Genomic DNA, 19783 nt, shown 5'->3' with positions numbered 1-19783 from the left:
TGCTGTTCCCACCGAGCGCAATACGCCCGTTAAAAGGAGGCGCAATTCTATAGACGAGCGAACAGGGTGTCAACCCAATAAAAAAGCCCCCGCAAGCGGGGGCTTTTTTTCAACTCATCACTTACGCGATGATTTTGGCTACGACGCCAGCGCCGACGGTACGACCGCCTTCACGAATAGCGAAACGCAGACCGTCTTCCATTGCGATTGGCTTGATCAGGGTAACGGAAACTTTAACGTTATCACCTGGCATTACCATCTCAACGCCTTCCGGCAGTTCGCAGCTACCAGTTACGTCGGTAGTACGGAAGTAGAACTGTGGACGATAGCCTTTGAAGAAAGGAGTGTGACGACCGCCTTCTTCTTTGCTCAGAACGTAGATTTCAGCTTCGAACTGAGTGTGCGGCTTGACGGTGCCTGGCTTGACCAGAACCTGGCCACGCTCAACGTCGTCACGCTTGGTGCCACGCAGCAGAACGCCACAGTTCTCACCAGCACGACCTTCGTCCAGCAGCTTGCGGAACATTTCAACGCCGGTGCAGGTGGTGACGGTAGTGTCACGCAGACCAACGATTTCCAGAGGATCCTGGACCTTGACGATACCGCGCTCAACACGACCAGTCACAACAGTACCGCGACCGGAGATCGAGAATACGTCTTCGATAGGCATCAGGAACGGCTTGTCGATAGCACGCTCAGGCTGAGGAATGTAGCTATCCAGAGTCTCAACCAGCTTCTTGACGGCAGTGGTGCCCATCTCGTTCTCGTCGTTACCTTCAAGCGCCATACGGGCAGAGCCGATGATGATTGGGGTATCGTCACCCGGGAAGTCGTAAGTGCTCAGCAGATCGCGCACTTCCATCTCAACCAGTTCCAGCAGCTCAGCGTCGTCTACCAGGTCAGCCTTGTTCAGGAAGACCACGATGTACGGAACGCCAACCTGACGGGACAGCAGGATGTGCTCGCGAGTCTGTGGCATCGGACCATCAGCAGCCGAACAAACCAGGATCGCGCCGTCCATCTGGGCAGCACCGGTGATCATGTTTTTCACATAGTCAGCGTGACCCGGGCAGTCAACGTGAGCGTAGTGACGCACAGCCGAGTTGTATTCAACGTGAGCAGTGTTGATGGTGATACCACGAGCTTTTTCTTCTGGTGCGCTGTCGATCTTGTCGAAGTCAACACGAGCCGAACCGAAAACTTCGGAGCAGACGCGAGTCAGAGCAGCAGTCAGAGTGGTTTTACCATGGTCAACGTGACCGATTGTGCCAACGTTGACGTGCGGTAGGGAACGATCAAATTTTTCTTTAGCCACGACAATTAACTCCTAGCCTAAAGGGGCTGAATCAGCCTTGTTTTTTAACGATAGCTTCGACGACGTTCGACGGAGCCTCGGAGTATTTGGAGAATTCCATAGAGTAGCTCGCGCGACCCTGAGACATGGAACGGACGTCGGTCGCATAACCGAACATCTCACCCAACGGAACCTCGGCGCGGATTACCTTGCCAGAAACCGTATCTTCCATACCCTGGATCAGACCACGACGACGATTCAGGTCACCCATCACGTCACCCATGTAGTCCTCAGGTGTTACAACTTCAACCTTCATGATCGGCTCAAGAACAACACCGCCACCTTTGGTAGCAAGTTGCTTGGTCGCCATGGAGGCTGCCACCTTAAACGCCATCTCGTTGGAGTCGACGTCGTGGTAAGAACCATCGAAAACGGTAGCCTTCAGGCCGATCAGCGGATAGCCGGCAACAACACCGTTCTTCATCTGCTCTTCGATACCCTTCTGGATGGCAGGGATGTATTCCTTGGGAACAACACCACCAACCACTTCGTTCACGAACTGCAGACCTTCCTGACCTTCGTCAGCAGGTGCAAAACGAATCCAGCAATGGCCGAACTGACCACGACCGCCGGATTGACGAACGAACTTGCCTTCGATCTCACAAGCCTTCGTGATCTTCTCACGATAGGAAACCTGTGGTTTACCGATGTTGGCTTCAACGTTGAACTCACGGCGCATCCGGTCAACCAGGATGTCCAAGTGCAACTCGCCCATGCCAGAGATGATCGTTTGACCAGTCTCTTCATCAGTCTTGACGCGGAAAGATGGATCTTCCTGAGCAAGCTTGCCCAGAGCGATACCCATTTTTTCCTGGTCATCCTTGGTTTTAGGCTCAACGGCAACCGAAATAACCGGCTCCGGGAAGTCCATACGAACCAGGATGATTGGCTTGTCAGCGGAGCAGAGAGTATCACCAGTGGTGACGTCCTTCATGCCGATCAAGGCCGCGATGTCGCCAGCGCGTACTTCCTTGATTTCTTCGCGGGTGTTTGCGTGCATTTGCACCATACGACCCACGCGCTCTTTCTTGCCTTTTACCGAGTTGATCACGCCGTCGCCGGAGCTCAAAACACCCGAGTAAACGCGAGCGAACGTCAAGGTACCTACGAACGGGTCGGTAGCGATCTTGAACGCCAGAGCCGAGAACGGCTCGCTGTCGTCTGCGTGACGCTCCATTTCAACAGTCTCGTCATCCGGGTCGGAACCCTTGATGGCAGGAATGTCGACCGGTGCAGGCAGGTAGTCGATAACAGCATCAAGAACCAGAGGCACGCCCTTGTTCTTGAACGAAGAACCGCAAACAGCAAGTACGATTTCGCCAGCGATAGTACGCTGACGCAGAGCGGCCTTGATTTCCTCGATGGTGAGCTCTTCACCTTCGAGGTACTTGTTCATCAGCTCTTCGTTGGCTTCGGCCGCAGCCTCTACCATGTTGCTGCGCCACTCTTCAGCCAGTTCCTGCAATTCAGCAGGGATCGGCTCGCGACGAGCAGCCATACCCTTGTCAGCATCATCCCAGTAGACAGCTTCCATGGAGATCAGATCGATCTGACCCTGGAAATTGTCTTCTGCACCGATAGCCAACTGGATAGGCACTGGGGTGTGACCCAGACGCTGCTTGATCTGACCGATCACGCGCAGGAAGTTCGCACCAGCACGGTCCATCTTGTTTACGTAAACAAGACGCGGAACGCCGTACTTGTTGGCTTGACGCCATACGGTTTCCGACTGAGGCTCAACACCTGAGGTGCCGCAGAAAACAACGACAGCACCGTCGAGTACACGCAGCGAACGCTCAACTTCAATAGTGAAGTCAACGTGGCCGGGAGTATCGATGATGTTGAAGCGATATTTGTCGAACTGCTTGGCAGAACCCGACCAAAAGGCCGTGGTTGCAGCGGAGGTGATAGTAATACCACGCTCCTGCTCCTGCACCATCCAGTCCATGGTCGCGGCGCCGTCATGCACCTCGCCCATCTTGTGATTTACGCCAGTGTAAAAAAGGACGCGCTCGGTGGTGGTGGTTTTACCAGCATCCACGTGAGCAACGATACCGATGTTACGGTAGCGGTTAATCGGAGTAGTACGAGCCATAAAGCCCTCGCAAAATTAGTGACGCTGAAATTAGAAGCGGTAGTGCGAGAAAGCCTTGTTGGCCTCGGCCATACGGTGCACGTCTTCACGCTTCTTGACCGCAGCACCTTTACCTTCGGCGGCGTCCAACAGTTCGCCAGCCAAACGCAGAGCCATAGACTTCTCACCGCGCTTGCGCGCGAAGTCTACCAGCCAACGCATTGCCAGAGCATTACGACGGGACGGACGAACTTCGACAGGAACCTGGTAAGTAGCACCGCCTACACGGCGCGACTTCACTTCGACCAGCGGAGCGATGGCGTCGAGAGCTTTCTCGAAGATTTCCAGGGGATCGCTGTTCTTGCGTTCTTTAACCTTTTCCAGCGCGCCATAAACGATACGCTCGGCAACGGCTTTCTTGCCGCTTTCCATAACGTGGTTCATGAACTTGGCCAGAATTTGGCTTCCGTATTTTGGATCGTCAAGCACTTCGCGCTTGGCTGCTACGCGTCTTCTTGGCATGGATAAGCCCTCAAACGGTCTTCAGGTTAGCTCGGGACCACCATCCAAAAAAGGATGCGCCCGACCTTACTCTTATCGACTCAGAAAAATAGAAATCTGCAATTTTTAACAGAAGCCAATTACTACTTAGGCTTCTTGGTACCGTATTTCGAGCGACCCTGGTTACGGCCTTTAACGCCGGAAGTATCCAGAGAACCACGAACGGTGTGATAACGAACACCTGGCAAGTCTTTTACACGACCGCCGCGGATCAGTACCACGCTGTGCTCTTGCAGGTTGTGACCTTCACCACCGATGTACGAGGAAACCTCGAAACCGTTGGTTAGGCGCACACGGCAGACTTTACGCAATGCCGAGTTAGGTTTTTTCGGCGTGGTGGTATACACACGAGTGCACACACCGCGACGTTGCGGGCAGTTCTGCAGCGCAGGCACGTCGGATTTCTCGACGATACGCTTACGCGGCTGACGTACCAGCTGGTTGATAGTTGCCATCTACTAGCTCCACTGTTGTCTTGCGACGCTATTGTCTTGCAAGAAAAGCAAAATGACAGGGCGCAAGCCCCGCCAAATTTAGGGGTACAAGAGTCTAAAGAGGATCCTGCCCCCAGTCAAGACAAAGCCCCGACCTCCTCCCCCGACAAACCTCACAATAGTGCTGTTTGTCGAAGAAAAATGCCGAGGCTCTAGTCTCAGTTACCGCTGGAGTTCAACGCTTCGGTCAGGGCAGCTTCTACCTCGCTGGCGCTGACACGCAAAGGCTTGTCCATTTCACGGCGACGCTTGCGCTCGCTGTGATAAGCCAGGCCGGTACCGGCAGGGATCAAACGACCCACAACCACGTTTTCCTTCAGGCCGCGCAGGTAGTCGCGCTTGCCTGTCACAGCCGCTTCGGTCAGTACGCGGGTAGTCTCCTGGAAGGAGGCCGCGGAAATGAACGACTCGGTGGACAGCGATGCCTTGGTGATACCCAGCAACACACGAGTGAACTTGGAGACGAACTTGTCTTCCGTGCTCAAACGCTCGTTTTCTACGAGTACGTGAGTCAACTCCATCTGGTCGCCCTTGATGAAGCTGGAATCGCCAGACTCGGCAATTTCAACTTTACGCAGCATCTGACGCAGGATGGTCTCGATGTGCTTGTCGTTGATCTTCACGCCTTGCAGACGGTATACGTCCTGAATCTCGTTGACGATGTACTTGGCCAGCGCACTTACACCCAGCAGACGCAGGATGTCGTGTGGATCGCTAGGACCGTCAGAGATAACCTCACCACGGTTCACTTGTTCGCCTTCGAAGACGTTCAGGTGACGCCACTTTGGAATCAGCTCTTCGTACGGATCGCTACCGTCGTTCGGGGTAATGACCAGACGGCGTTTGCCTTTGGTCTCTTTACCGAATGCGATGGTACCGCTGACTTCAGCAAGGATCGACGCCTCTTTCGGACGACGAGCTTCGAACAGGTCGGCAACACGCGGCAGACCACCGGTGATGTCACGGGTCTTCGAAGTTTCTTGCGGAATACGAGCGATAACATCACCGATCGCAATCTGAGCACCGTCAGCAACACCAACGAGGGCGTTTGCCGGCAGGAAGTACTGAGCCGGTACGTCAGTACCTGGCAACAGCAGATCCTTGCCATCCAGACCGACCATCTTGACGGCTGGACGGATGTCCTTGCCGGCAGCTGGGCGGTCTTTTGCGTCAAGCACTTCAATGTTGGTCATACCGGTCAATTCGTCTGTCTGACGCTTGATCGTGATGCCTTCTTCCATGCCGACGTAGGTAACAGTACCTTTCATCTCGGTAACGATTGGGTGAGTGTGCGGATCCCACTTGGCCACGATAGAGCCAGCGTCGACCTTGTCGCCTTCCTTCACCGAAATCACTGCACCGTATGGCAGTTTGTAACGCTCACGCTCACGACCGAAGTCATCAGCGATAGCCAGTTCACCGGAGCGGGATACCGCTACCAGGCAACCGTCGACGCGCTCAACATGCTTCAGGTTATGAAGACGGACGGTACCGCCATTCTTGACCTGAACGCTGTCTGCTGCCGAGGTCCGGCTTGCCGCACCACCGATGTGGAACGTACGCATGGTCAGCTGAGTACCCGGCTCACCGATCGACTGTGCAGCGATTACGCCGACAGCTTCACCGATGTTGACCTGGTGACCGCGTGCGAGGTCGCGACCGTAGCACTTGGCGCAGATGCCATAGCGGGTTTCACAGCTGATTGGCGAGCGAACGATAACTTCGTCGATGCTGTTCAGCTCGATGAACTCAACCCACTTCTCGTCGACCAGCGTGCCTGCAGGCACGATGACTTCTTCAGTACCTGGTTTGAATACGTCGCGAGCGATTACTCGACCCAGCACGCGCTCACCCAGAGGCTCTACAACGTCACCGCCTTCAATGTGCGGCGTCATCAGCAGGCCGTGCTCGGTACCGCAGTCAACCTCGGTAACCACCAGATCCTGCGCGACGTCTACCAGACGACGAGTCAGATAACCGGAGTTAGCTGTCTTCAACGCGGTATCCGCAAGACCCTTACGAGCACCGTGAGTTGAGATGAAGTACTGAAGTACGCTCAAGCCTTCACGGAAGTTTGCAGTAATTGGCGTTTCGATGATCGAGCCGTCTGGCTTGGCCATCAAACCACGCATACCCGCCAACTGACGGATCTGGGCTGCCGAACCACGAGCACCGGAGTCAGCCATCATGTACATCGAGTTGAAGGATTCCTGATCAACTTCGACGCCGTGACGGTCGATAACACGCTCTTTGGACAGGTTCGACATCATCGCCTTGGAGACTTCGTCGTTTGCCTTGGACCAAAGGTCGATTACCTTGTTGTACTTCTCGCCCTGGGTTACCAGGCCGGAGGCGTACTGACTTTCGATCTCTTTTACTTCTTCGGTCGCCGCGTCGATGATGCGAGCTTTTTCATCCGGAATAACGAAGTCGTTAACACCGATGGAAACACCCGAAATAGTCGAATAGGCAAAACCGGTATACATCAACTGGTCAGCAAAGATGACGGTCTCTTTCAAACCAACCACGCGATAGCACTGGTTGATCAGTTTGGAGATCGCTTTCTTCTTCATCGGCTGGTTGACGACGTCGTAAGACAGGCCGGCCGGAACCACCTGGAACAGCAGCGCACGGCCGACAGTGGTGTCGACGATACGAGTGTTCTTGACGCTGCCACCATCACGATCATTGACGGTTTCGTTGATGCGAACCTTGACCTTGGCGTGCAGAGCCGCTTCGCCGGCGCGGAATACGCGGTCGACTTCCTGCAGATCCGCAAACACACGACCTTCGCCTTTGGCGTTGATCGCTTCGCGAGTCATGTAATACAGACCCAATACAACGTCCTGCGAAGGAACGATGATTGGCTCACCGTTGGCTGGCGACAGGATGTTGTTGGTCGACATCATCAGCGCACGCGCTTCGAGCTGGGCTTCCAGCGTCAAAGGTACGTGAACAGCCATCTGGTCGCCGTCGAAGTCGGCGTTGTACGCAGCACAGACCAGAGGGTGCAGCTGAATAGCCTTACCTTCGATCAGTACAGGTTCAAACGCCTGGATGCCCAGACGGTGAAGCGTCGGTGCACGGTTCAGAAGCACTGGGTGTTCGCGAATCACTTCGGCGAGAACGTCCCACACTTCCGGCAGCTCACGCTCAACCATCTTCTTGGCAGCTTTGATGGTCGTTGCCAGGCCACGCATTTCCAGCTTGCCGAAAATGAACGGCTTGAACAGCTCGAGAGCCATTTTCTTCGGCAGACCGCACTGGTGCAGACGCAGGGTCGGCCCCACGGTAATTACCGAACGACCCGAGTAGTCAACACGCTTACCGAGCAAGTTCTGACGGAAACGACCCTGCTTACCCTTGATCATGTCAGCCAGGGACTTCAGAGGACGCTTGTTCGAACCGGTGATAGCACGACCGCGACGGCCGTTGTCGAGCAGTGCATCGACAGCTTCCTGCAACATGCGCTTTTCGTTGCGCACGATGATGTCAGGAGCGGACAGATCCAGCAGACGCTTCAAACGGTTGTTACGGTTGATCACTCGACGATACAGATCGTTGAGGTCAGAGGTCGCGAAACGACCACCGTCAAGCGGAACCAGAGGACGCAGATCTGGCGGCAGAACCGGCAGAACGGTCAGCACCATCCACTCAGGAAGGTTGCCAGAACCCTGGAAAGCTTCCATCAGCTTCAAACGCTTGGACAGCTTCTTGATTTTGGTCTCGGAATTGGTTTGCGGAATCTCTTCGCGCAGACGGCCAATTTCGTGCTCCAGATCGATGGCATGCAGCAGCTCACGGACAGCCTCGGCACCCATGCGGGCATCGAAGTCATCACCGAACTCTTCCAGCGCTTCGAAATACTGCTCGTCGTTCAGGAGCTGACCTTTTTCAAGGGTGGTCATGCCCGGATCGATAACGACATAGCTCTCGAAATAGAGAACACGCTCGATATCACGCAGGGTCATGTCCATCAGCAAGCCGATACGGGACGGCAGCGATTTCAGGAACCAGATGTGTGCAACTGGGGAAGCCAGTTCGATGTGAGCCATACGCTCACGACGAACCTTGGCCAAAGCCACTTCAACACCGCATTTTTCGCAGATGACGCCGCGGTGCTTCAGGCGCTTGTACTTACCGCACAGGCACTCATAATCTTTTACCGGGCCAAAGATCTTGGCGCAGAACAGACCATCACGCTCAGGTTTGAACGTACGGTAGTTGATGGTTTCCGGCTTTTTAACTTCACCGAACGACCATGAACGGATCATCTCAGGCGATGCAAGTCCGATACGGATTGCGTCGAACTCTTCGACTTGACCCTGGTTTTTCAGCAAATTCAGTAGGTCTTTCAAGGCTTTTCCTCCTGGCGGAGCAGGGAGCAGGCAATACCGCCCTGCCCCCGATTCGCGTCACGTGTTATTCGGTTTCCAGATCGATATCGATACCGAGCGAACGGATTTCTTTGATCAACACGTTGAAAGACTCGGGCATGCCCGGCTCCATACGGTGATCGCCGTCCACGATGTTTTTGTACATCTTGGTACGACCGTTCACATCGTCCGACTTCACTGTGAGCATTTCTTGCAGAGTGTACGCCGCGCCGTATGCTTCCAGCGCCCACACTTCCATCTCCCCGAAACGCTGACCACCGAACTGTGCCTTACCACCCAGCGGCTGCTGGGTAACCAGGCTGTAAGAACCAGTGGAACGCGCGTGCATCTTGTCGTCCACCAAGTGGTTCAGCTTCAGCATGTACATGTAGCCAACCGTTACAGCGCGCTCAAACTTGTTGCCCGTACGGCCATCAAACAGCTGCATCTGGCCGCTTTCCGGCATATCTGCCAGCTTGAGCATTGCCTTGATTTCGCTTTCCTTGGCTCCGTCGAATACCGGAGTTGCCATAGGCACGCCGTTACGAAGGTTCTTGGCGAGGTCCAGGATCTCCTTGTCGGACAGGTCTTCCAGGCTTTCCTGACGACCGCCGATTTCGTTGTAGATCTCGTTCAAGAACTTGCGCAGTTCAGCAACTTTACGCTGCTCTTCGAGCATGCGGTTGATCTTCTCGCCCAAACCTTTGGCTGCAAGGCCCAGGTGAGTTTCGAGAATCTGACCAACGTTCATACGCGAAGGTACACCCAACGGGTTGAGGACGATATCAACCGGCGTGCCATTGGCATCATGCGGCATGTCTTCAACTGGCATGATCACAGAGACCACACCCTTGTTACCGTGACGACCGGCCATCTTGTCGCCCGGCTGGATGCGACGACGGATTGCCAGGTAGACCTTGACGATTTTCAACACACCCGGAGCCAGGTCATCGCCTTGCTGCAGTTTGCGTTTCTTGTCTTCGAACTTGTCATCCAGCAGGCGACGACGATCAACGATGTAGGCCTGGGCCTTCTCGAGCTGCTCGTTCAGAGCATCTTCAGCCATGCGCAGTTTGAACCACTGACCATGCTCTAGACCGTCGAGAATTTCATCGGTGATGTCCTGACCTTTTTTCAGGCCAGCTCCGCCTTCTGCTACACGACCGACCAGCGCGGAGCGCAGACGTTCGAAGGTAGCGCCTTCAACGATACGGAACTCTTCGTTCAGATCCTTGCGGATCTCGTCGAGTTGCGATTTCTCGATCGACAGAGCACGTGCATCACGCTCAACGCCGTCACGAGTGAAGACCTGTACGTCAATGACAGTACCTTTGGTGCCGGTTGGCACACGCAGGGAGGTGTCCTTAACATCGCTGGCCTTCTCGCCGAAGATCGCGCGCAGCAGTTTTTCTTCTGGTGTCAGCTGTGTCTCGCCTTTCGGAGTGACCTTGCCCACCAGGATGTCACCAGCGCCAACTTCGGCACCGACATAAACGATACCCGCTTCGTCGAGCTTGTTCAGAGCCGCTTCACCGACGTTCGGGATGTCGGCTGTGATTTCTTCAGGCCCAAGCTTGGTATCACGGGCCACACAGGTCAGTTCCTGAATGTGGATCGTGGTAAAGCGGTCTTCCTGAACAACACGTTCAGAGAGACAGATGGAGTCTTCGAAGTTGAAACCGTTCCAGGCCATGAACGCGATGCGCATGTTCTGACCCAGCGCCAGCTCACCCATGTCGGTGGAAGGACCATCCGCCATGATGTCGCTGCGCTGAACACGATCACCCTTGCTCACCAGCGGACGCTGGTTGATGCAGGTGTTCTGGTTGGAACGGGTGTATTTGGTCAGGTTGTAGATATCTACACCCGCCTCACCGGTTTCAACTTCGTCATCAGCAACACGTACAACGATACGGCTGGCATCAACCGAGTCGATCACGCCGCCACGACGAGCCACGACGCAGACGCCGGAGTCGCGCGCAACGTTGCGCTCCATGCCAGTACCAACCAGCGGCTTGTCAGCGCGCAGAGTAGGTACAGCCTGACGCTGCATGTTCGAACCCATCAACGCACGGTTGGCGTCGTCGTGCTCGAGGAACGGGATCAGGGAAGCTGCTACCGAAACTACCTGCTTGGGCGATACGTCCATCAGGGTTACATCGGCAGGCGCCTTGACCGTAAATTCGTTCAAGTGACGCACAGCAACCAGCTCGTCAATGAGCTCTTGCTTGTCGTTCATTGCGGCCGAAGCCTGTGCAATGACGTGGTCCGCTTCTTCAATCGCCGAAAGGAACACGATCTCGTCAGTAACCAGACCTTCCTTCACAACACGGTACGGGCTTTCGAGGAAGCCGTACTGGTTGGTGCGAGCATAAGCCGCCAAGGAGTTGATCAGACCGATGTTCGGACCTTCCGGCGTTTCAATCGGGCACACGCGACCGTAGTGAGTCGGGTGAACGTCTCGAACTTCAAAGCCGGCACGTTCACGAGTCAGACCGCCAGGGCCGAGTGCAGAAACACGACGCTTGTGGGTGATTTCGGACAGCGGGTTGTTCTGGTCCATGAACTGGGACAGCTGGCTGGAACCGAAGAACTCTTTGACCGCTGCCGCAACAGGCTTGGCGTTGATCAGGTCCTGAGGCATCAGGCCTTCGCTTTCTGCCATGGAGAGACGCTCTTTGACAGCGCGCTCAACACGGACCAGACCGACACGGAACTGGTTCTCGGCCATTTCGCCAACACAGCGAACACGACGGTTACCCAAGTGGTCGATGTCGTCGACAATGCCTTTGCCGTTGCGGATGTCAACGAGGGTCTTGAGGACCGCAACGATGTCTTCCTTGCACAGCACGCCCGAACCTTCGATCTCGGTACGACCGATACGACGGTTGAACTTCATACGACCTACAGCAGACAGGTCATAACGCTCAGGACTGAAGAACAGGTTGTTGAACAGTGTTTCAGCAGCGTCTTTGGTCGGTGGCTCACCAGGACGCATCATGCGATAAATCTCGACCAGCGCTTCCAGTTGGTTGCTGGTGGAGTCGATCTTCAACGTATCGGAAACGAACGGACCACAGTCGATATCGTTGGTGTACAGAGTCTCGATGCGAACGACCTGACCCTTGGCGATTTTTGCCAGGATTTCACTGTTCAGCTCGGTGTTGCACTCAGCAATGATCTCACCCGTGGCAGGATGCACGATGACCTTGGCAGTCGTACGACCCAGGACGTAGTCCAGAGGTACTTCCAGCTCTTTGATCCCGGCTTTTTCCAGCTGGTTGATGTGACGGGCAGTGATACGGCGACCCTGCTCGACAATGACCTTGCCCTTGTCGTCCAGAATATCCAGGACGGCAATTTCACCACGCAGGCGCTGTGGCACCAGCTCCAGGCTCAGATTTTCACCGCGCACATGGAAAACGTTGGTGGTGTAGAAAGCATCGAGCACTTGCTCGGTGGTGTAACCCAGCGCGCGCAGAAGTACGGACGCAGGCAGCTTGCGACGACGGTCGATACGGACGAATACGCAGTCTTTCGGATCGAACTCGAAGTCCAGCCACGAACCGCGGTAAGGAATGATACGAGCGGAGTACAAAAGCTTACCGGAGCTGTGCGTCTTGCCACGGTCGTGGTCGAAGAATACGCCAGGGGAGCGGTGAAGCTGAGACACGATAACGCGCTCGGTACCGTTGATTACGAAGGTACCGTTTTCAGTCATCAGGGGGATTTCACCCATGTAGACTTCTTGCTCTTTGATGTCCTTGATCGCTTTGTTCGACGACTCTTTGTCGAAGATGATCAGACGAACCTTGACTCGCAAAGGTACAGCGTATGTAACACCACGCAGCACGCATTCCTTGACATCAAATGCCGGTTCGCCCAAGCGATAACCTACGTACTCCAGCGCAGCATTGCCGGAGTAGCTGATGATCGGGAAAACGGATTTGAAGGCTGCATGCAGACCGACGTCGCGGAACTGATCTTTGGTCGCTCCCGCCTGCAGGAATTCGCGATACGAATCCAGCTGGATGGCCAATAGATACGGCACATCCATTACGTCCGGCAACTTGCTAAAGTCCTTGCGGATACGTTTTTTCTCAGTATATGAGTAAGCCATCAGCGTTCCCCAGCTTGGTCACCTGCTTGTTTGGCTCCCTCCCGACGGAAGCAGCCAGAAAATCGTGCAAACCCCTTGGTTTGCGCCACCGTCATCGGTGGCTCTTGCACGTCAGGACGCTGGCATTGCCAATCATCCGTAACGGAAAAAGGCCGGTGGCAAAAGCCACCAGCCATCAGCCCTTCGCTTAACGCGTTGGCTGGACACTCAAATCGATGCTTATTTCAGCTCGACTTTAGCGCCTGCTTCTTCCAGAGTAGCTTTGGCTTTGTCAGCAGCGTCTTTCGCAACTGCTTCCAGAACCATTGCTGGAGCGCCGTCAACTACTGCCTTGGCTTCTTTCAAGCCCAGACCGGTCAGCTCACGAACAGCCTTGATCACGTTAACTTTCTTCTCGCCAGCTTCCAGCAGCATGACGTTGAATTCAGTTTGCTCTTCAACAACAGCGGCAGCAGCAGCTGGGCCAGCCGAAGCAGCAGCGGCAGTAACACCGAACTTTTCTTCGAAGGCTTTGATCAGCTCAACAACCTGCAGAACGGACATTTCGCCAACTGCGTTGAGGATATCGTCTTGAGAGATAGACATGAATCTAATTCCTGAATTGGGGGACGGCCTACGCGACCATCGAAATAAACAAAAATACGCGAGAGAAGGTGCGGAGCCTTAGGCTGCAGCAGCTTCTTTTTGGTCGCGAATAGCCGCCAGAGTACGAGCCAACTTGCTGGTAGCGCCTTGAATCACGCTCATCAGCTGGGAGATTGCTTCGTCACGGGTCGGCAAGGTTGCCAGCACGTCGATCTGATTAGCTGCGAGGAACTTGCCCTCGAACGCAGCTGCCTTGATCTCGAACTTGTCCTGACCTTTCGCGAACTCTTTGAACAAGCGGGCAGCAGCGCCTGGATGTTCGTTGGAGAAAGCGATCAAGGTCGGGCCTGTGAACACGTCGTTGAGGACACTGTAATCAGTACCTTCAACTGCGCGCTTGAGCAGGGTATTACGTACAACACGTACGTAAACGCCAGCTTCACGAGCCTCTTTACGGAGTCCGGTCATTGCACCTACTGTCACGCCACGGGCATCAGCCACAACAGCGGACAGAGCGACTTTGGCAGCCTCGTTGACTTCAGCGACGATGGCCTTCTTGTCTTCGAGTTTAATTGCCACGGGTTTAACTCCTGCTTGTTACCGTTTCATCTGACCAAGGCCAGATGTCGTTTTGGTGTCTGATTCGGTAAGGAACCGGGAGCACCATCTGCGTAGGCTGTTCTTTTAAGACCTGAGTCGCCTACGGTCTTGGATAGCCCCCGCCAGGCAGGGACCCCAATTTTTTCAACGACACATCAGCGTGTCGCCTGCGTCTTACGCGTCCAACGAACCTTGGTCGATGACCAGGCCCGGGCCCATAGTGGTGCTCAGGGTAACGCGCTTGACGTAAATACCTTTTGAAGAAGCTGGCTTGATACGCTTGAGGTCAGCGATCAGTGCTTCAACGTTTTCCTTCAGCTTGACAGCGTCGAAACCGACCTTGCCAACGGAAGTGTGGATGATGCCGTTTTTGTCGGTGCGATAACGAACCTGACCAGCCTTGGCGTTCTTGACGGCGTTAGCAACGTCAGGAGTAACGGTACCGACTTTAGGGTTAGGCATCAGGCCACGAGGACCGAGAACCTGACCCAACTGACCCACAACACGCATTGCGTCCGGAGAAGCAATTACGACGTCGTAGTTCAGATCGCCAGCTTTCATTTCAGCAGCCAGATCATCCATACCTACGCGGTCAGCACCAGCAGCCAAAGCAGCTTCAGCAGCAGGACCCTGGGTGAACACTGCAACGCGTACAGTTTTACCAGTGCCGTGCGGCAGAACTGTTGCGCTACGAACAACCTGGTCAGACTTGCGAGGGTCAACGCCCAGGTTGACAGCAACGTCTACAGACTCGCTGAACTTGACAGTCGACAGCTCAGCCAGCAGAGCAGCTGCGTCTACGAAATTGTACGACTTGCCAGCTTCAATTTTGCCAGCGATAGCCTTTTGACGCTTGGTCAGCTTAGCCATTACACACCCTCCACGTTAAGGCCCATGCTACGAGCGGAGCCGGCGATAGTACGCACGGCCGCATCCATGTCTGCAGCAGTCAGATCCGCATTTTTTGCTTTAGCGATATCTTCCAGCTGAGCACGAGTCACGGTGCCAACTTTAACGGTGTTCGGGCGAGCCGAGCCGCTGGTCAAGCCTGCAGCCTTCTTCAGCAGAACCGAAGCAGGGGTGCTTTTTGTTTCGAAAGTGAAGCTACGGTCGCTGTAGACAGTGATGATCACTGGAGTCGGCAGACCTGGCTCAATGCCCTGAGTACGGGCGTTGAAGGCTTTGCAGAATTCCATGATGTTCACGCCGTGCTGACCCAGGGCCGGGCCAACTGGCGGGCTTGGGTTAGCCTGAGCGGCTTTCACTTGCAACTTGATGTATGCGGTTATCTTCTTGGCCATGAGGCACTCCAATTACGGGTTCGAACGCCAACAAAGGCTCCCCGGTTACTTACGCGTATTTCCCAGTGACGAAAAAACCCCACAGCCTAGGGCTGCGGGGTGTGGGATTCCAGCTCAGCTATGCCTTTTCGACCTGACTGAACTCAAGCTCTACCGGAGTAGAGCGTCCGAAAATGAGCACCGCCACTTGAATACGGCTCTTTTCGTAATTTACTTCTTCGACCGTGCCATTGAAATCGGCGAACGGACCGTCCGTAACTCTGACGACCTCGCCCGGCTCGAACAACGTCTTCGGCTTTGGCTTATCGCTACCATCAGCAACACGACGCAGAATTGCTTCCGCCTCTTTGTCGGTAATAGGCGCAGGCTTATCAGCAGTTCCGCCGATAAAGCCCATGACACGCGGGGTATCCTTGACCAAGTGCCAAGTACCCTCGTTCATGTCCATCTGAACAAGCACATAACCTGGGAAGAACTTGCGTTCGCTCTTGCGTTTCTGGCCATTACGCATTTCAACCACTTCTTCAGTGGGAACCAGAATTTCGCCGAAGCCATCTTCCATGCCTGCCAGCTTCACACGCTCGACCAACGAGCGCATGACATGCTTCTCGTAACCCGAGTAAGCATGCACTACGTACCAACGCTTAGCCACGGGACACCCTTAGCCAACTATCAAGGAAACAAGCCAGCCGAGCAGGGAATCAAGCCCCCACAACAGCAACGCCATAACCAACACAACCGCGACAACAATCAGCGTGGTCTGCGTGGTTTCTTGGCGAGTAGGCCAAACGACTTTACGAATCTCTGCGCGAGCTTCCTTCGCCAAAACGAAAAAAGCCTTGCCCTTGCCGGTCTGCAGCGCTGCAAACGCAGCAGCAGCAGCAATAACAAGCAGAGCGAGAACACGATACAGGATCGGCTCAGCAGAATAGTACTGATTGCCGACAACGCCCACGACAACCAAAACGACTACCAAGAGCCATTTCAGCAAATCAAAGCGAGAGTCTGATGCTTCAGCCTTGGGATTCATCTACGGAGATCCTGTGAAAAGAAAGCCAGATTACATCTAGAGAATCTGGCAGGTCAGGAGGGAATCGAACCCCCAACCTACGGTTTTGGAGACCGTCGCTCTGCCAATTGAGCTACTGACCTAAAAGCAAAATCAGGCCGAACATTATGCGGACCTGACGAGAGTTTTTCAACACTTCATTCATATCTACCCATCACTGAGCAGCAAACCGAACAAAGCTTAAGCGGACCAAGCACAACCGGACCACTTAAAACAAAGGCAGATATTCTCATATCTGCCTTTAGCAATGGAGCTCTTGAGCGGATTCGAACCGCTGACCTCACCCTTACCAAGGGTGTGCTCTACCAACTGAGCTACAAGAGCAAAACAACTTGCTTGAACCGCAAACGTGGAGCGGGTAGCGGGAATCGAACCCGCATCATCAGCTTGGAAGGCTGAGGTTCTACCACTAAACTATACCCGCGCAATTTGCAGCTCGCGCTAAATATGGTGGAGGGGGAAGGATTCGAACCTTCGAAGTCGTAGACGTCAGATTTACAGTCTGATCCCTTTGGCCGCTCGGGAACCCCTCCTAAGCGAGGCAGCATTCTCAACTCATGCTACCCTTCTGTCAACCTTTTTCTCATTAAAAACCTGAGCTTACAAGCGTTGACGATACTCACTTCGTTCGCGAGATTTACAGCTCACTGCGAAGCGGGCGCCATTCTATGCAAACTAATCGGCAGTTGCAACGCCCTCGCATGACATTATTTTGTTTTTTAATTGCGGGAAATCCTGCGTCAGCTGGCTTATGACTCCAGCCTCAACAAGCCGCCGGCTTTCCGGGGCAATTTTTAGCCAGTAACCCGCAGCAGAGGCTGACTGCGAGCTCTCAAGCCGAGACTGGATATCAAGACTTGTCAGACGCTGTTCAACTGCGCGCGCATCCTCTTGCCGGGGCAGGCCGCCGAGATAGAGACAGCTTGAGTCGACATCCCTGGATAGACGAGACGGATCGGACTCACTTATAAGGCGGATGTCCTGCTGAGCAGCGCGATGCAACGACAAGGGCATAACCTCTTTTGCCCTTAATGGAGCTTCCTGCTGATGCCAGACGTAGTACAAACCGTTCAGCATCAGCAGAAGGAGAAATAACCAGCGCATAGACACCTCAGGTTAACGGACAAGCCAATGCCAGGCCGACGAACACCAGATCCGGAACGATGCGGACGTCAGGAAGTACATCCACGACCAGACCAGCATCCCCACCAGTAACGAAAACAGTGAAATCTTCCCCCCAATATCCGCGCGCAATTTCGACCTGAGTCAAAACAAACCCACGCAACATCAAGGAACACCCTCGCTCTACAGCCTCCGCGGTTGAACGGCCAGGAATGAAGCTCACCAAGGCCCTTTGACCGGTGGCATCGTCATAGCGGATTCGACGCGTGTGCGTACGCAACTGACTCCTCATCAAAGGCATGCCAGGACATATGAACCCCCCGAGGTGCTCTCCGTCACCGCTTACGAAGTCTGATGTAACAGCCGTACCAAGATCAATCACCAGGCACGCCTGCCCTGCCCCGTGATAGGCGCCAACAAGTGCAAGCCAACGATCCAAACCCAAACGTTCGAATTCTTCGTAACCGTTTTTCACGCCTGCGAGGCTTGAAGCCGACGCTGCACAGACAGGTACTATAGAGAACGCATCCGACAGGGCCGCCATAAGCCTGTCTGTCTCCTCAGTGCTGCGCACGCTCACCAGACGACAATGACTCAACATCAGGCCAAGGTACTCGCGAAGACATCGAAGCAACGCTTCATCGGAGTCCACGACCCCTCCGGCTATTACGGTAGCGGTGCCTCTACCGGTAACCCGCCATTTGATGAAGCTGTTGCCGCAATCGAGTTCAAGAATCATCGCGCAACCTCAGACTCAGCTCGCCACCGCTAAAGCTTTTTTCTACACCACCAACGTCGAGGCGCAAAGCACCAAGCGCATCGATTCCCATCACGATCCCCTTCACAGCATCCATCCCAGAAAGCAACGTCACCGGGGCACCTTGCCACAGATGATTACGCTCCCATTCTTCCTGGAATGCCGAAAAGCCCTCCTGACGGTGCCTATGCATAAATGACTCGAGCTTCTGACTGAGAAGCGCCGCAAGATCATTACGATTCGACATGCGACCAGTCTCCAGGCGAACAGACGTCCACAACTGGTCAACCTCAGTCGTCACCTGCATATTCACATTGATACCCACGCCAATAACCACATGACAGACATCAGCTGGGTCTCCGATCAGTTCGAGCAGTATGCCGGCGATCTTTTGTTTACCCACGAGAACATCGTTCGGCCATTTAAGGCCTGCACCTTTGACACCGATCTCCTGCAGAACACTCATGACCGCAAGCCCCACGAGCAAACTGAGACCTTCGAGCTGACGCATTCCGCCATCAATGCGCACCACGAGACTGTAATAGAGATTTTCGGCGTAAGGACTGACCCACTTGCGGCCCCGCCGCCCTCGACCGGCAAGCTGGCGCTCCGCGAGCACAAGCATCGGCATGCCGCTGGCATTTTCAATAAGGCGAGCCGCTTCGGCGTTTGTCGAGTCGATGGAGTCAACGATATGCACTGACCAATCCGAAGGAAGCCCAGAGCGGGTAATCGCACCACTACTTAAAAGCGAGATCGGCGCGGCGAGCCGATAGCCGCGCCCACGAACCTTGTGAATCTCAATACCCAGATCAGCTTCGAGCAGCTGAAGCTGCTTCCAGACGGCGCTTCGGCTAACCCCAAGAGCCTCTCCGAGCACTTGCCCGGAATGGAAGGCACCGTCAGCAAGAAGCTTTAACAACGTCAGCATGTATAGATCGCCTGGCAATGAGGCACGCATGATAGCCACGCGCACGCATGATGCATAGAAACCAAAAGCTGTTTTTCTGATCCACAAAAACAAAACCCCTCATCGCGTAAGCGATGAGGGGTTTCGGAATTTAATCTTGACGATGACCTACTCTCACATGGGGAAACCCCACACTACCATCGGCGATGCATCGTTTCACTGCTGAGTTCGGGATGGGATCAGGTGGTTCCAATGCTCTATGGTCGTCAAGAAATTCGGGTACCGAGTCGTGGCCTTGCGGCACGCTTCAGCAAATGGGTATGTGATAGATCAGGCTGTTTGCGAGACAAACTTTCGGTTTGTGTCGTCTTCACAGTCACCGCAATCTGGCCTTTCGACTCAAATTGCTTGGGTGTTATATGGTCAAGCCTCACGGGCAATTAGTATTGGTTAGCTCAAC

At 54.5% G+C, this 19783-nt stretch carries 15 protein-coding genes, 4 tRNA genes and 1 rRNA gene; all 20 read right to left on the bottom strand.

Annotated elements, in window-relative coordinates:
- Window positions 1–121: 121 nt before the first annotated feature.
- Complete coding sequence (gene tuf, locus KDX37_RS13560; protein ID WP_122778597.1) at window positions 122–1315, bottom strand: elongation factor Tu; 1194 nt, start codon at window positions 1313–1315, stop codon at window positions 122–124.
- 31 nt (window positions 1316–1346) lie between these two features.
- Window positions 1347–3449, bottom strand: a complete 2103-nt coding sequence (gene fusA, locus KDX37_RS13555; RefSeq protein WP_231653213.1) for an elongation factor G — start codon at window positions 3447–3449, stop codon at window positions 1347–1349.
- Window positions 3450–3479: 30 nt separating this feature from the next.
- Window positions 3480–3950, bottom strand: a complete 471-nt coding sequence (gene rpsG, locus KDX37_RS13550; protein WP_002555493.1) for a 30S ribosomal protein S7 — start codon at window positions 3948–3950, stop codon at window positions 3480–3482.
- A gap of 122 nt (window positions 3951–4072) precedes the next feature.
- Window positions 4073–4444, bottom strand: coding sequence for a 30S ribosomal protein S12 (rpsL, locus tag KDX37_RS13545; protein WP_002555494.1), 372 nt, complete (start codon window positions 4442–4444; stop codon window positions 4073–4075).
- A 197-nt stretch (window positions 4445–4641) separates the two neighbouring features.
- The gene (gene rpoC, locus KDX37_RS13540; protein ID WP_231653212.1) at window positions 4642–8841 is read right to left on the bottom strand and encodes a DNA-directed RNA polymerase subunit beta'; all 4200 of its coding nucleotides are present in this window, start codon (window positions 8839–8841) and stop codon (window positions 4642–4644) included.
- 64 nt (window positions 8842–8905) lie between these two features.
- On the bottom strand, window positions 8906–12979 hold the full coding sequence (rpoB, locus tag KDX37_RS13535; RefSeq protein WP_231653211.1) for a DNA-directed RNA polymerase subunit beta: 4074 nt from the start codon (window positions 12977–12979) through the stop codon (window positions 8906–8908).
- 219 nt (window positions 12980–13198) lie between these two features.
- Window positions 13199–13564, bottom strand: a complete 366-nt coding sequence (gene rplL / locus KDX37_RS13530; RefSeq protein ID WP_032626521.1) for a 50S ribosomal protein L7/L12 — start codon at window positions 13562–13564, stop codon at window positions 13199–13201.
- Window positions 13565–13642: 78 nt separating this feature from the next.
- The gene (gene rplJ / locus KDX37_RS13525; RefSeq protein WP_231653210.1) at window positions 13643–14143 is read right to left on the bottom strand and encodes a 50S ribosomal protein L10; all 501 of its coding nucleotides are present in this window, start codon (window positions 14141–14143) and stop codon (window positions 13643–13645) included.
- A 195-nt stretch (window positions 14144–14338) separates the two neighbouring features.
- On the bottom strand, window positions 14339–15034 hold the full coding sequence (gene rplA / locus KDX37_RS13520; RefSeq protein ID WP_231653209.1) for a 50S ribosomal protein L1: 696 nt from the start codon (window positions 15032–15034) through the stop codon (window positions 14339–14341).
- A complete protein-coding gene (gene rplK / locus KDX37_RS13515) occupies window positions 15034–15465 on the bottom strand; it encodes a 50S ribosomal protein L11 (protein WP_065833634.1) in 432 nt (143 codons plus the stop codon). The genes rplA and rplK overlap by 1 nt, the downstream gene beginning before the upstream one ends.
- Window positions 15466–15583: 118 nt before the next feature.
- Window positions 15584–16117, bottom strand: a complete 534-nt coding sequence (gene nusG / locus KDX37_RS13510; RefSeq protein ID WP_003317113.1) for a transcription termination/antitermination protein NusG — start codon at window positions 16115–16117, stop codon at window positions 15584–15586.
- A gap of 9 nt (window positions 16118–16126) precedes the next feature.
- On the bottom strand, window positions 16127–16495 hold the full coding sequence (secE, locus tag KDX37_RS13505) for a preprotein translocase subunit SecE (protein WP_231653208.1): 369 nt from the start codon (window positions 16493–16495) through the stop codon (window positions 16127–16129).
- 46 nt (window positions 16496–16541) lie between these two features.
- Window positions 16542–16617 (bottom strand) — tRNA-Trp (locus KDX37_RS13500).
- A 165-nt stretch (window positions 16618–16782) separates the two neighbouring features.
- Window positions 16783–16858: transfer RNA gene (locus tag KDX37_RS13495), tRNA-Thr, on the bottom strand.
- A gap of 26 nt (window positions 16859–16884) precedes the next feature.
- A tRNA-Gly gene (locus KDX37_RS13490) sits at window positions 16885–16958 on the bottom strand.
- 24 nt (window positions 16959–16982) lie between these two features.
- A tRNA-Tyr gene (locus tag KDX37_RS13485) sits at window positions 16983–17067 on the bottom strand.
- Between the two features lie 142 nt (window positions 17068–17209).
- Window positions 17210–17638 (bottom strand): hypothetical protein, encoded by a 429-nt coding sequence (locus KDX37_RS13480; RefSeq protein ID WP_231653207.1) that lies wholly within the window; start codon window positions 17636–17638, stop codon window positions 17210–17212.
- A gap of 7 nt (window positions 17639–17645) precedes the next feature.
- Complete coding sequence (locus KDX37_RS13475) at window positions 17646–18395, bottom strand: pantothenate kinase (RefSeq protein WP_231653206.1); 750 nt, start codon at window positions 18393–18395, stop codon at window positions 17646–17648.
- Entirely contained in the window at window positions 18385–19344 is a 960-nt protein-coding gene (birA, locus tag KDX37_RS13470; protein ID WP_231653205.1) for a bifunctional biotin--[acetyl-CoA-carboxylase] ligase/biotin operon repressor BirA, read from the bottom strand. The genes KDX37_RS13475 and birA overlap by 11 nt, the downstream gene beginning before the upstream one ends.
- A gap of 134 nt (window positions 19345–19478) precedes the next feature.
- Window positions 19479–19594 (bottom strand): 5S ribosomal RNA (gene rrf, locus KDX37_RS13465).
- Between the last annotated feature and the right edge of the window lie 189 nt (window positions 19595–19783).

The sequence above is a fragment of the Pseudomonas californiensis genome, assembly GCF_021147775.1.
GTDB classification, from domain to species: Bacteria; Pseudomonadota; Gammaproteobacteria; order Pseudomonadales; family Pseudomonadaceae; genus Aquipseudomonas; species Aquipseudomonas californiensis.
Note: the sequence above shows the minus strand (reverse complement) of the source record. Positions and strands in the feature narration are given on the sequence as shown.